Here is a 13,866-nt window from a genome sequence, read left to right as displayed (position 1 = left end):
CACGTGATAACTACCCTGCCCGACGGACGAAGGAAACTGCCCGCGCGATGACCCTGCCCCGCGACTGGACCGAGCTACATTGGCCCGCTTTCGGAACGTCCACCTCGGGAACGCCCGAGGCGGCGCGCTGGATCGCGGTGCTGCCGCTGGCCGCCACCGAGCAGCATGGGCCGCATCTTCCCCTGGGCACGGATGTCTACATTGCGAGCGCCTATCTTGCCCGAGTCCGCACGTTGCTGCCGGCAACGCTGCCGGTGACGATCCTGCCGGTGCAGCCGGTCGGCATCTCGACCGAGCATATCGATTATCCGGGCACGCTGACCGTACCGACCGAGATCGCGCTGCAGAGCTGGCGGGCGATCGGCGACAGCGTCGCGCGCGCCGGCCTCCGCAAGCTGGTGATCGTCACCAGCCATGGCGGCAACAGCGCCGCGATGACCCTGGTCGCCCAGGAACTGCGCGCCGTCCATCGCATGCTGGTGGTGACGACGTCATGGTCGCGCTTCGGCGTCCCCGACGGCCTGTTTTCTGCCGACGAGATGCGCCACGGCATCCATGGCGGCGCGGTCGAAACCTCGATCATGCTCGCCTGCCATCCGGAGCTGGTACGAAGTGAAGCCATCGCCGATTTCGCATCGTCGGCTGCCGAGATGGAAAAGACCTATCGCGTCTTGTCGACGCAGCGGCCGGCACCGCTCGCCTGGCAGACGCAGGATCTCAATGCGAGCGGTGCGGTCGGCGACGCCACGCAGGCCTCGGCCGAAAAGGGCGAGCGCGTGCTCGCACACGGCGCACGCGCGTTCTGCACGCTGCTGGAGGAGGTCGGACACTTCGACGTGAACAGGCTTGCCGCCGGCCCGCTTGCACGTCTTTGAACTTCTCCCAACCCCTTCAGCGGCATCACAAATTTTCCGCGCGCCCCGATGGCGATCGGGCGATTCGAACCGCTTTCGAGAAGCCTCCGTCCAATTGTGCAAGCGGCCGGCTACCGGCCGCTCCAACGCAAAACAGGAGCTTTCATCATGTCGATCAGGACCAGGATTACCGCCCTCGCGCTTGCCACGCTCGCCGTCACCGGCAGTGTCGCAGCGACCTCCACCCCTGCCGAGGCTCACGGCTTTCATCACTGGGGCTGGGGCGTCGGCGCCGGCCTCGTCGGAGCCGCTGTCGTCGGCAGCGCTATCGCCGCCAGCAACGAGGGCCCTTACTACGGCGGCTATCGCTATTGCCGCTGGGTGCCGCAATACGACGTCTACGGCCAGTATGTCGGTCGCGTCCGGACCTGCCGCTATTGATGGTCCTGGAGTGACGGCCACCATTGGCGGAGCAGCCTGTCCCTCTCTTCCCCTGGCCCCGCCGCCGATCCTCATCGGCCGATTAGATGTTTTGACAGCCCGTCCGGCCGCCCCGGACGGGCTGCTTCTTTTACAGACAGCCCCAATACAGACAGCCCCAAGGGAAGACGCCCGAACGTTCACCGCGATCTTGCTTTTGCAAATTAATCGCAATAAAGATGATCCACAAATCGCCCCTGGTCATCCACATTTCCGGTCGATCATGGGCGACTTCGTAATCTTCTCGTGACTGTGCGCGGGCAATGGGGTTCTGAATCGGCTCGCGCCGTGAGCTTTGCTTTGGGGACTCTGCCACCATGATTCGCTCGAACCGCACCTGGGACATGGTCCTGGCCGGCACCATTGCCGCGCTTGGTCCGTTGGCAGCGCCGGCTGCCGCCGCCGATCTCCCGGTCAAGGCGCGGATGGCGCAGACCGTGTTCGACTGGAGCGGGATCTATGTCGGCGCGCACGCCGGCTACACGCGTGACCATGCCCAGGCCTCCCTGATTGATCCGATCGGCGGAGCAGGCGCGGGCAGCCGGTTCAGCGGCCTCACCGGCGGCGTGCAGGCCGGCTACAACTGGGTGACCCGCTCCGGCCTGCTGCTCGGATTCGAAGGCGACTTCAGCTTCCCGAACTCGCTGACCTCCAACCACACCGTCGCAATGCTGAACAGGCCGGGATCGAGCGTGTCCGAGCTGTGGGATTATGTCGCATCGGCACGCGGCCGGATCGGCTACGCCCAGGGCGACTGGCTGGTCTATGCCACCGGCGGCCTTGCATGGACCGGGGGCCGCTTCATCAACACGACGGCGGCGGGCGACGAGAAGCTGCTGACGACGCGGGTCGGCTGGACGGCCGGCGCCGGCATCGAGCGCGCCTCGCGCCGCATTGGAGCTGGCGGCTGGAATATCTCTACAGCCAGTTCGAGAACGGCGGCGTGCGCTTCTCCAACGGCGCCAGCTACACTTCCACGCTCGAATTTCAGACCTTGCGCGTCGGGCTCAACCGCAAGCTCGATTTTGCAGACGGCCCGGATCTCAAGCTCAAGAGCGATCCGTCCGATCCAGAGTCGGATCGCTGGGAGATCCATGGCCAGGCCACCGTCATCGGCCAGGGATATCCGTCGTTTCGTGCTCCCTACACCGGCACCAACAGCCTGACCCCGGCACGCCAGTTCCAGGAAACCTGGAGCAACAGCCTGTTCATCAATGCGCGGCTGTGGGACGGCGGCGAGGTCTATTACAATCCCGAACTGCTGCAGGGCTTCGGCCTCAGCAACACGGTCGGGCTTGGCGGCTTCGCCAATGGCGAGGCGCAGAAGTCTGACTTTCCCTATCCGCACTACAACACCTCGCGGCTTTTCCTGCGCCAGACCTTCGGCTTCGGCGGCGAGCAGGAGCAGCTCGGCTCCGGCCAGTTGCAGCTCTCCGGCAAGCAGGACGTGTCGCGGCTCACCTTGCAGATCGGCAAATTCCCCGTGCTCGACGTGTTCGACGGCAACGCCTACGCCAAGGACGCGCGCAAGGACTTCATGAACTGGTCGATCTGGGCGCCCGGCGCGTTCGACTATGCGGCCGACAAGCTCGGCCTGACCTATGGCGCGACCGCCGAGCTGAACCAGAAGAGCTGGGCGCTGCGCTCCGGCTACTTCCTGATGGACGCGGTCTCGAACTCGAACAATTTCGACATGAACGTCTTCCGCCGCGGCAGCTACGTCGTCGAGCTGGAGATGCGCTATCAGTTGTTCTCGCAGCCAGGGCATCTGCGCACCATCGGCTGGTTCAACAGCGTGTTCTCCGGCAGCTATCGCGAAACGCTCGACAATCCCGCGCTCAATGCCGACATCAGCCAGACCCGCCGCGGCCGCAGCAAATATGGCTATGTCGTCAGCTTCGACCAGGCGCTATCGGACGAGTTCGGCCTGTTCGGCCGCTGGAGCTGGAACGACGGCAAGACCGAGATCATGGCCTTCACCGACATCGACAACAGCCTGTCGCTCGGCGCCTCGATCAAGGGCAACCGCTGGGGCCGCCCCGACGACACGATCGGCCTCGCCGGTGTGACCAACGGCCTGTCGCGCGACCACCGCGCCTTCCTTGCCGCAGGCGGCCTGGGCCCGCTGATCGGCGACGGCGCATTGAACTATCGCCGCGAGAGCATCATCGAGGCCTACTACGCTTACTCGATCAACAAGTACCTGACCTTCACGGCCGACTATCAGTTCGTCAACAACCCCGCCTACAACGCCGACCGCGGCCCGGTCTCGATCTTCTCGGGACGGCTGCACGGGGATTTCTGAGGCCAGCCTGCTCGCACGGTGCGGCACTCAGCATCTGGATGCCGGTACGAGCCACACCGCGCGCTCCACAATCGCCGTCATCCCGGGCCAGCCCTGCCCGGCGCACCAGCTTCGGCGGGGTGCCGCCAAACGCTTGCCCGGGATAACAGCGGGGTTTAGGCCCCACCGGTGCCTGTCCTGCCAAGTCGACCGCCGCCGCAGGCCGCCATGCGGCCACCGCACAGGCAATGGGCGCCTGCCATCCCCATATGCTAGGACCTGTTTCCATTCCCGCCCCTCCGGGCGCCACACCAGGTCGCAATGCTCTCAGCCGAACTCGCCATCATCGTCGTCCTCATCGTCGTCAACGGCCTGTTGTCGATGTCTGAACTCGCGATCGTGTCGTCGCGGCCAGCCCGGCTGGCGATGCTGGCCGAAAAGGGCATCGGTGGCGCACGGCGGGCGCTGGCGCTGGCGTCCGATCCCGGCCGCTTCCTGTCGACCGTCCAGATCGGCATCACCCTGGTCGGCGTGCTCTCGGGCGCGTTCTCCGGCGCGACGCTCGGCCAGCGCCTGGCGCAATGGCTGCTGGAGCTCGGACTGTCCGCATCTGTCGCCGATATCGTCGGCGTCGGCCTGGTCGTCACCATCATCACCTATGCGACCCTGATCGTCGGCGAGCTGGTGCCGAAGCAGCTGGCGCTGCGCGATCCCGAAGCGATTGCGGTGCGCGTCGCGCCCGCGATGCAGGTGCTCGCAAAGGTGTCGCTGCCGCTGGTGGTGCTGCTGGATATGTCCGGCAAGCTGATCCTGGCGCTGCTCGGCCGGTCTGGCGAGGCCGAGGAAAAAGTCTCGGAAGCGGAGATTCACCATCTGGTGCGCGAGGCCGAGACCGCCGGCGTGCTCGAGCCCGGCGAGAAGGAGATGATCGCCGGTGTCATGCGGCTCGGCGACCGCCCGGTCGGCGCCATCATGACGCCGCGCCCGGAGGTCGATGTCGTCGATCTCAACGATGATCCCAAGGCGATCCGCGAATTGCTCGCCCGGAGCCCGCATTCTCGGCTACCCGTGTCCGACGGCGAGCGCGACCGTCCGATCGGCGTCCTGCAGGCCAAGGACCTGCTGGCCGCCTATCTGCGTGACGAGACGCCGGATCTGCGCAGCCTGGTGCGCGAGGTGCCGATCATTCCCTCGACGGTCGACGCCCGCGACGTCATTGCGATTCTCAAGGTCGCCCCCGTGCATATGGGGCTGGTGCATGACGAGTACGGCGCGTTCGAGGGGGTCGTGACGGCGGCGGACATTCTGGAATCCATCGTCGGCGCCTTCTCTTCCGAGGAAGGCCCCCCTGAGCCGGCCTGTGTCCGGCGCGACGACGGCTCGCTGCTGGTCTCCGGCTGGATGCCGCTCGACGAGTTCGCCGATCTGCTCGCGATCGAGGTGCCGCCGCATCGCGGCTATCACACCGTGGCCGGCCTGGTGCTGCAGCACTTCGGCAGCGTGCCGGAGGTCGGCCAGAGTTTTGAACTGGACGGCTGGCGCTTCGAGATCGTCGACCTCGACGGCCGCCGCATCGACAAGATCCTGGCCACGAAGCTGGCAGCGGACGGCGGCGAGCCGAATGTGGGGTAGCGCGTTTCGCAACTGACGCGCTGTCTGCCGGGGTTAGGGTCGACGACCGTGCATGACCAGGATATCCGACGTCGCGGGAACGTGAAGATGCGGCCGGCGTATCCTTTGATAGGCCGGCACAGGGGGCCAGTTCCGGCGGTCCCCGCTTGCAATCAAACCATCACACAGCGCACTTAGGGTGCGGATTCGGCTGGCAGATCCGCCGGCTCGAACCAGCTCTCAGCGCCATCACAAGGAGACCCCCGCAGCCACCGCCGATGGTTGCGGGACGACACGAGACACGCAGATGATGCTCCAGGATTTTCGGACGGCCGTGCTGCGAGAGACCGTGCGCCCCAACATCTGGGACGTGGTCGCGCTGATCATCGTGGTCGGCGCGATGGTGCTGATCGTCTATGGCGGCGAGCAGACCACGCAGCCGTTGTCGGCGCTGGACACCGCCCCGGTCTCGCTCGACCCGTCCAACCTGCCGCTCTACGCGCTGCGCACCACCTTGCGCATGCTGCTGGCCATCACCTGCTCGCTGGTCTTCACCTTCGTCTACGCCGCGCTGGCGGCCAAGAGCCGGCGCGCCGAGATCGTGCTGATCCCGCTGCTCGACATCCTGCAATCGGTGCCGATCCTCGGCTTCCTGACCTTCACCGTCGTGTTCTTCATGAACCTGTTCCCGGGGAAGGTGCTGGGCGCGGAGCTTGCCTGCGTCTTCGCGATCTTCACCAGCCAGGCCTGGAACATGACCTTCAGCATGTACCAGTCGATGCGCAACGTGCCGAAGGATCTCGAGGAGGCCACGCGCAGCTTCCACCTCTCCGGCTGGCAGCGGTTCTGGCGGCTCGACGTGCCCTATGCGATGCCGGGCCTGATCTGGAATGCGATGATGTCGATGTCCGGCGGCTGGTTCTTCGTCGTGGCGTCGGAGGCGATCACCGTCGGCAACACCACCGTCACGCTGCCCGGCATCGGCTCCTATGTCGCGCTGGCGATTCAGCAGAAGGACCTCGCCGCGATCGGCGCTGCGCTATTGACCATGCTGCTGGTCATCACCGCCTATGACCAGCTGCTGTTCCGCCCGATCGTGGCCTGGGCCGACAAATTCCGCTTCGAGCAGACCGCCTCCGGCGATCCGCCGAGTTCGTGGATGCTCGATCTGTTCCGGCGCACGCGCGCATTGCGCAAGCTGTCCGTACCTTTCGCAGCGCTCAATCGCGCGTTCTCCAACCTGCGCCTCAACTGGCCGACGGCGTGGAGCGGACCGGTGCGCCGCGCGCCGCCGTCGCAGCTTGTCGACGGCCTCTGGCTCGCGGTCGTGGTGATCGGCTGCGCCTATGCCGGCTGGAAGACCTATCTCTACCTCTCGGCGACCCTGGCGCCCTCCGACGTCCTCAGCGCGACCGGCTACGGCTTGATCACGCTGATCCGCGTCGCCGTGCTGATCGCGCTGGCCTCGCTGATCTGGGTTCCCGTCGGTGTCTGGATCGGACTGCGGCCGAAGCTCGCCGAGCGCATCCAGCCGCTGGCGCAATTCCTCGCGGCTTTCCCGGCCAATCTCGCCTTCCCGGTCTTCGTCGTGCTGATCGTGCGCTACGGTCTCAATGCCAATGTCTGGCTGAGCCCGCTGATGATCCTGGGCACGCAGTGGTACATTCTGTTCAACGTCATCGCCGGCGCCAGCGCCTTCCCGACCGACCTGCGCGAGGCCGCGGCGAGCCTGCACCTCACCGGCTGGCGCTGGTGGTTCAAGGTCGTGCTGCCGGGCGTCTTCCCCTATTACATCACGGGTGCAATCACCGCCTCCGGCGGCTCGTGGAACGCGGCGATCGTCGCCGAGGTCGCGAGCTGGGGCGACACTCATCTCACCGCCTCGGGGCTCGGCGCCTATATTGCGGCTGCGACCGAGCGCGGCGATTTCCCGCGCGTCGTGCTCGGCATCGCCGTGATGTGCATTCTCGTCACTCTGTTCAACCGGCTGCTGTGGCGGCCGCTCTATGCCTTCGGCGAACGCCGGCTGCGGCTCGGCTGACCGGGAGAGATGTTCATGCGCGACCAGGTCAAAGAAACATCGCTGATCGAGATCAAGAGCGTCAGCCGGCTGTTTCCAAAGGGCAGCGGCGAGGATCTCATCGTGCTGGAGAAGGTCGATCTGACGATCCGCGCCGGCGAGATCGTCGGTCTGCTCGGACGCTCCGGGTCGGGCAAATCGACCCTGCTGCGGATCATCGCCGGGTTGGTGTCGCCCTCCTCGGGCCAAGCGACATGCCGCGGCGAAACGATCGCGGGCCCGCCGCGCGGTGTCGCCATGGTGTTTCAATCCTTCGCGCTGTTTCCCTGGCTGACCGTGCTGCAGAATGTCGAACTCGGCCTCGAGGCGCTCGGTATCGACAGCGCCGAGCGGCGCAAGCGCGCGCTGGCGGCGATCGACCTGATCGGTCTCGACGGCTTCGAATCCGCCTTCCCGAAGGAGCTCTCCGGCGGCATGCGCCAGCGCGTCGGCTTCGCCCGCGCGCTGGTCGTGCATCCCGACCTGCTGCTGATGGACGAGCCGTTCTCCGCGCTCGACGTGCTGACCGCCGAGACCCTGCGCACCGACCTCGTCGATCTCTGGATCGACGGACGGCTGCCGATCAAATCGGTGCTGATGGTGACGCACAACATCGAGGAGGCGGTGCTGATGTGCGACCGCATCCTGGTGTTCTCCTCCAATCCCGGCCGCGTCGCCGCCGAGTTCAAGGTCGACCTGCCGCATCCGCGCAACCGGCTCGACCCGGCATTCCGCCAGCTGGTCGACAGCCTCTATGCCCGCATGACGCAGCGGCCCGAGCCGAAGCTGCCGAGCACCGCGAACGCCGGCGTCGGCATGGTGCTCAGCCATGTCTCCTCCAACTCGATCTCCGGCCTGATCGAGGCGCTGGCCGGCGAACCCTATAATGGCCACGCCGATCTGCCGGTGCTCGCCGGACATCTGCAGCTCGAGGTCGACGAGATCTTTCCGCTGGCCGAGGCGTTGCAGCTGTTGCGCTTCGCCCATCTCAGCGAGGGCGACCTGACCCTGACGGAGGCCGGCCAGCGCTTCGCGCATCTCGAGACCGACGAGCGCAAGAAGCTGTTCGCGGCGCATCTGATGGAGAACGTGCCGCTGATGGGCCTGATCCGTCGCGTGCTCGACGATCGCCCCTCGCACGCCGCCCCCGCCGCGCGCTTCCGCATCGAGCTCGAGGACTACATGTCCGAGCAATATGCCGACGAGACCCTGCAGACCATCGTCTCCTGGGGGCGCTACGCCGAGCTGTTCGCCTATGACGAGCAGTCCGAGACGTTCAGCCTGGAAAATCCGCATTGAGCCTTGCGGCGTCACGGCGCGATGGTCAGGGTCGCTTTCATGTTCGGGTGAAAGCGGCAATAGTAGTCGACCGTGCCTGCCTTCTTGAGCACCGAGCTGACTGTCTTGCTGGGCGGCAGAGTGACGTCAAAATTGCCATTCTGCGCCGTCGCCGTATGGGTCAGCGCATCCTTGTTGATCCATTCGACTGTGTCGCCGACCTTGGCCAAAGCCATGGTCGGCGAGAACACGAGCTTGTCTATCGTAATCCGGATCGAGGCCGCGCGCGCCGGAACGATCAGGCCGAGCACGACCACACTCAGGAGAGCAATACGCTCGGGAAACATGGGCTGATCCTACTTCAGATCCGCCGCGACATGCTCGGCATGCTGCTCGTGTCCCTGAAACAGCTTTAGGCCGGCCTGCAGAAGCTCCTTCAGCTCGGGGTTGCTTGCCGACGGAATGAGCTGCGTGTCCAGCGCACCGTTCACCGTCTTATGGTAGGCGACCTCGTTGGTGATATAGGCCTTGTCGAATGCGGCACCCTTGAGCTTGCCCAGTTCGTCGAGCATCTCGCTGGCCTGTTTCGACAGCGCGCGGCTGGTGTCGTTGTCTTCAGGCGTGACCTTCAGCTTCTTGACGAGCGCGAGGGCCTGCATGTTGACCGCCTCGTGATCGCGCACCATGCCTTGCGCGAACTCCTTGACTTCCTTGCTGCTGGCCTTGCCCAACGCCTGCTTCGCCGCCTTGATGTCGATTTCACCGGCCGTGTAGGCGATATGCGCAATCTGCGGATCGCTGAGCTTGGCGCCTTGGGACAGCCCGACGCTGCTCGTGAGGCAGAGCATGACGATAGTCGTGCCGATACGCTTGAACATGGCTTCAATCTCCTGTGCCGCCGGATCTCGTCGCCGGCGGGTGAATGGCTGCACAGCGATTGGATGAAAAATCTCCGCCGGCGTTCCCGAGAATCTTCAGGTCGAAAGTCCCAGACGCCGGAGCACGGCATCCGTCAGCCGCTCGCAGCGCTGTCCGGCAAAGGGAAACGCGTCCAGAAGGACGGGGCCGATTTCCTTCTCGACGTTCTCGCGCAGCATACCGCGGGCACGATGCAGGCGCGTCTTGACGGTCTCGGGCTTCAATCCGAGCAGGTCCGCCGTCTCGTCGATGCTCATCTCCTCGATGACCCGGGCGATGAACACGAGGCGAAACGGCTCGGACAAATCATCGATGGCCTGCTCGACGACGGCCTGGATCTGGCGCTGCGCCACGGACTTCTCCGGATCGCTCGATGTTGCGCGGAATTCGATCACCTCGGCGCCCGACTTGTCCTCTCGCTGCTCGTCCAATGGCAAGGCCGGCCGCGCTCCACGCAGGCGCCCCATCGCCTCGTTCATCGCAATCCGAACCAGCCACGTCGACAGGCTGGACTGGCCGCGAAACTCGCCGAGATGGGTGAGCGCACGGACATAGGTGTCCTGCACGACATCCTCCGCCTCGCTGTCATTGCGCAAAATTCCGCGGGCGATCCGGAACAGGCGGCGGTTGTTGGCCTGCAGGATGGCTCGAATGGCGGCCTCGTCGCGGGCTCTCGCCCGTCGGATCAGGTCATCCTCGCCGCTCGGCACCGCAGAGGCTGTGGTGGTCCAAGGCATTGTCGATCATCCCAGCTGAGCACACCTGGCTTAGATGGAATTCGAGCCCGGAGGTTCCCAAAAAAGATCGCGCGAGGCGCCTCACTGCACCGCCGCGAACGTGTCCGGACGCGCCATCGCCCAGGCGTCGCGGAAGCGGACATCCTGGGTGCCGTCGAGCAGTTCGCCTGGGCGTAGTGACGGATAGAGCTTGGCAAACGAGGCGACCTCCGTGGTCGAGGTCCGCTGCGAGAAATGGATCGGGCGCAGGTCCTGCGGATGTTCAAGGCCGGCGGCAGCGAGCAGTTCGGCCAGCGCATGCAGGGTCGCATGATGATAGTTGTAGACGCGATCGACCTTGTGCGGCACGACCAGCGCGCGGGCCCGCGTCGGATCCTGCGTCGCGACGCCGGTCGGACAGCGGTCGGTGTGGCAGCTCAGCGACTGGATGCAGCCGAGCGCGAACATGAAGCCGCGGGCGGAATTGCACCAGTCGGCGCCGATCGACATCGCCCGCGCCATATCGAACGCGGTGGCGACCTTGCCGGAGGCGCCGATCTTGATGCGGTCGCGCACATTCAGCCCGATCAGCGCATTGTGCACGAAGTTGACGCCCTCGCGCATCGGCATGCCCAGATGGTCCATGAACTCCAGCGGCGCCGCACCGGTACCGCCCTCATTGCCGTCGACGACGATGAAATCCGGATAGATGCCGGTCTCGAGCATCGCCTTGCAGATCGCGAGGAATTCCCAGGGGTGGCCGATGCACAGCTTGAAGCCGGCCGGCTTGCCGCCCGACAGCCGCCGCATCTCGCCGATGAACTGCATCATGCCGATCGGCGTCGAGAAGGCGCGATGCGCTGGGGGCGAGATGCAGTCCTCGCCCATGGCGACGCCGCGGATCTTGGAGATTTCCTCCGACACCTTCGCCGCCGGCAGCACGCCGCCATGGCCGGGCTTGGCGCCCTGGCTGACCTTGAGCTCGACCATCTTGATCTGCTCGGTCGCCGCAACCCGCGCGAAGGCGTCGGGATCGAAGCTGCCGTCGCGATGCCGGCAGCCGAAATAGCCGGAGCCGATTTCCCAGATGATGTCCCCGCCCATTTCGGCGTGATACGGACTGAAGCCGCCTTCGCCGGTATCATGCGCAAAGCCGCCGCGCTTGGCGCCGCCGTTCAGCGCGCGCACCGCGTTCGGGCTCAAGGCGCCGAAGCTCATCGCCGAGATGTTGAAGACGGAGGCCGAATACGGCTTGGCACAATCAGGCCCGCCGATGGTGATGCGGTATTTCTCCTCGGCACGCGGCTTGGGGGCCACCGAGTGATGCATCCACTCATAGCCCTCGCGATAGACGTCTTCCTGGGTGCCGAACGGCCGCTTGTCGAGCACCATCTTGGCGCGCTGATAGACCACCGCGCGGGTGTCGCGCGAGAACGGCATGCCGTCCTTCTCGCTCTCGAAGAAATACTGCCGCATCTCCGGCCGGATCTCTTCGAGCAGGAAACGCAGATGTGCTGAAATCGGATAATTGCGCAGGACGGCGTGACTGCTCTGCAAGAGATCGCGCACGCCGAGCAGCGTCAGCGCACCGAAGATCAGCAGGGGAATGAGGACAAGATCGAGGATCTTGCGGTCGTAGACGCCGAGAATGAGCAGCAGCGCCGTCGCCGAAGCACAGATCGTCAGCACGATATAGCGCGGTGAGAACGGAAGCAGCAGCGTATCCATGGGGAGGCCTCAGGGCGGCTCGCGAAAGGTCGATCATCACGATACTACGCGTATCGCGAAACATTCGTTACACAAGCACGCGCGATCGGCCGCCGCTCTGATCACGACGTCGACAGCCGCAGGCCACCCGCTGCGGCGCTGCGGTATCGGTCCGCCGCGCCGGACCGGCCTCCCGAGACGCGGACAGGGCAGCCGGCGATTTGAGGCGGCAGCCGCTTACCCCTCGGCGAACAGCCCGGCATGGGCTTCGCGCAACTGCCGCTTCAGCAGCTTGCCGCTTGGATTTTTCGGCAGCGCATCAACGAACACGACCCGCTTCGGCGTCTTGAAGGTCGCAAGCTTGGCCGATGCCTGCTTCAGCACCGCCTCTTCCGTCAGATCGCAGCCCGACTTCACCACCACCATCGCAACCACGGCCTCGACCCAGCGTGGATGCGGCAGGCCGACGACGGCGACCTCCGACACTTCCGGGATCAGATACAGCGCCTCCTCGACCTCGCGGCTGGCGACGTTCTCGCCGCCGGTCTTGATCATGTCCTTCTTGCGGTCGACGATGGTGATGTAGCCTTCCTCGTCGATGGTCGCGAGATCGCCGGAGTGGAACCAGCCGCCCTGGAAGGCCGCCGCGGTACGCTCGTCGTCGTGGAAATAACCGAGCATCAGATGCGGCGAGCGGTGCACGACCTCGCCGACCTCGCCTGGCGCGACGTCGTTCATGTCGTCATCGACGACCCGGGTCTCGACATTGAGTACGGCGCGGCCGCAAGAGCCGGGCTTACGCAGCTGGTCCTCAGGACCGAGCATCGTCGCCAGCGGGGCGATCTCCGTCTGGCCATACAGATTCCACAAGCGCACCTTCGGCAGCCGCTGCGCCAGCTCGCGCAACACCTCGACCGGCATGATCGATGCGCCATAATAGCCTTTGCGCAAGGTCGAGACGTCGGTGGTCTCGAACAGCGGCGAGCGCAGGATCGAGATCCACACGGTCGGCGGCGCGAAGAACGAGGTGATGCGGTACTTCGCGATCAGCGGCAGCAGATTGTCCGGTGTCGGGAATGCGGTGATGATGTTGGTGGCGCCGACATAGATCGAGGGACCGAAGAACACATCGAGCTGCGCGCAGTGATAGAGCGGCAGTGCATGCAGCGTCACGTCCTCGGCGGCGATGCCGGCATCGACCACGCAGCTGACATACTGCCAGATGACCGCGTCATGGGTCAGCATCGCGCCTTTCGGCAGCGACTCCGTGCCGGAGGTGTAGACGATCTGCGCGACGTCGCTGCCGGCAATCTCGACGGCCGGCACTTGCGCCTTGGACGAGGCAAGATCGGCGAAATCGATCATATCCGTCTGCCGCTCACTGGGCTCTTCCGACGGCAGCCAAATGAGCTGCTCCACGGCCGGCGCCAGCGCCTTGGCGTCGCGCGCCACTCCGGCAAAGCCGCTGTCGGTGGCCAGCATCCGCGCGCCGGCATGCTTGAGGATGTAGGCAACCTCCTCCGGCTTCAGCATGAAGTTGATCGGCACCAGCACGGCCCCGAGCCGCGCCAGCGCGAAGCGCAGGGCGGCAAATGCATGCGAATTTCGGGCGAGGATGGCGACGCGCTCGCCCTTGACGACGCCGCGGGCGGCGAGGCCGGCCGCGAGGCGGTCAACGATGGCGTTGAACTCGGCATAGGTCCAGCTGGTCTCGCCGCAGATGACGGCGGTCTTGCCCGGCGTGCGCGCCGCGCCCCGCCGCAGGAGGTCACCGAGCGTTTGCCTGCGAACGATGGAATCCATGGCCGTTCCCCTTGCTGTCACGGGGATGGCCGCCGTTCGGGCAATCCAACTCCCCTCCCTTCGCGCCGGACGTCTGAGGGTCCGGTTCTGCGCGTGAAAATCGCACAGCCAGTTCCACGCGTGCAAGGAGGATATTGCCAACAAAAAGAGCGCCCC

At 65.5% G+C, this 13,866-nt stretch carries 10 protein-coding genes and 1 pseudogene; 6 read left to right on the top strand and 5 right to left on the bottom strand.

The window, feature by feature from the left end:
- Positions 1–47: 47 nt before the first annotated feature.
- The 6 genes and pseudogenes from HL671_RS05910 (at position 48) to HL671_RS05885 (ending at position 8,587) form a co-directional block, all read left to right on the top strand.
- Positions 48–875: a creatininase family protein gene (locus tag HL671_RS05910; protein WP_012047227.1), complete on the top strand. Its 828-nt coding sequence runs from the start codon at positions 48–50 to the stop codon at positions 873–875.
- A gap of 147 nt (positions 876–1,022) precedes the next feature.
- Positions 1,023–1,295, top strand: coding sequence for a hypothetical protein (locus tag HL671_RS05905; protein ID WP_012047228.1), 273 nt, complete (start codon positions 1,023–1,025; stop codon positions 1,293–1,295).
- Between the two features lie 356 nt (positions 1,296–1,651).
- Positions 1,652–3,639: pseudogene (locus HL671_RS05900) on the top strand (carbohydrate porin).
- A 300-nt stretch (positions 3,640–3,939) separates the two neighbouring features.
- Complete coding sequence (locus tag HL671_RS05895; protein ID WP_012047230.1) at positions 3,940–5,250, top strand: hemolysin family protein; 1,311 nt, start codon at positions 3,940–3,942, stop codon at positions 5,248–5,250.
- Positions 5,251–5,536: 286 nt separating this feature from the next.
- The gene (locus tag HL671_RS05890) at positions 5,537–7,270 is read left to right on the top strand and encodes an ABC transporter permease (RefSeq protein ID WP_012047231.1); all 1,734 of its coding nucleotides are present in this window, start codon (positions 5,537–5,539) and stop codon (positions 7,268–7,270) included.
- A 15-nt stretch (positions 7,271–7,285) separates the two neighbouring features.
- A complete protein-coding gene (locus tag HL671_RS05885) occupies positions 7,286–8,587 on the top strand; it encodes an ABC transporter ATP-binding protein (protein WP_012047232.1) in 1,302 nt (433 codons plus the stop codon).
- A gap of 11 nt (positions 8,588–8,598) precedes the next feature.
- Here the strand turns inward: HL671_RS05885 and HL671_RS05880 are convergent, their stop codons facing one another.
- The 5 genes from HL671_RS05880 to HL671_RS05860 form a co-directional block, all read right to left on the bottom strand.
- A complete protein-coding gene (locus HL671_RS05880) occupies positions 8,599–8,913 on the bottom strand; it encodes a cupredoxin domain-containing protein (RefSeq protein WP_012047233.1) in 315 nt (104 codons plus the stop codon).
- A 9-nt stretch (positions 8,914–8,922) separates the two neighbouring features.
- The gene (locus tag HL671_RS05875; protein ID WP_172235869.1) at positions 8,923–9,444 is read right to left on the bottom strand and encodes a DUF4142 domain-containing protein; all 522 of its coding nucleotides are present in this window, start codon (positions 9,442–9,444) and stop codon (positions 8,923–8,925) included.
- Positions 9,445–9,540: 96 nt separating this feature from the next.
- Positions 9,541–10,221, bottom strand: a complete 681-nt coding sequence (locus HL671_RS05870) for an RNA polymerase sigma factor (protein WP_012047235.1) — start codon at positions 10,219–10,221, stop codon at positions 9,541–9,543.
- A gap of 81 nt (positions 10,222–10,302) precedes the next feature.
- Complete coding sequence (locus HL671_RS05865) at positions 10,303–11,928, bottom strand: FMN-binding glutamate synthase family protein (RefSeq protein ID WP_172235868.1); 1,626 nt, start codon at positions 11,926–11,928, stop codon at positions 10,303–10,305.
- A gap of 216 nt (positions 11,929–12,144) precedes the next feature.
- On the bottom strand, positions 12,145–13,710 hold the full coding sequence (locus HL671_RS05860) for an acyl-CoA synthetase (RefSeq protein WP_172235867.1): 1,566 nt from the start codon (positions 13,708–13,710) through the stop codon (positions 12,145–12,147).
- Between the last annotated feature and the right edge of the window lie 156 nt (positions 13,711–13,866).

The organism is Bradyrhizobium denitrificans, assembly GCF_013179005.1.
Taxonomy (GTDB): Bacteria; Pseudomonadota; Alphaproteobacteria; order Rhizobiales; family Xanthobacteraceae; genus Bradyrhizobium; species Bradyrhizobium denitrificans.
This window is presented reverse-complemented; position numbering and strand designations above follow the sequence as displayed.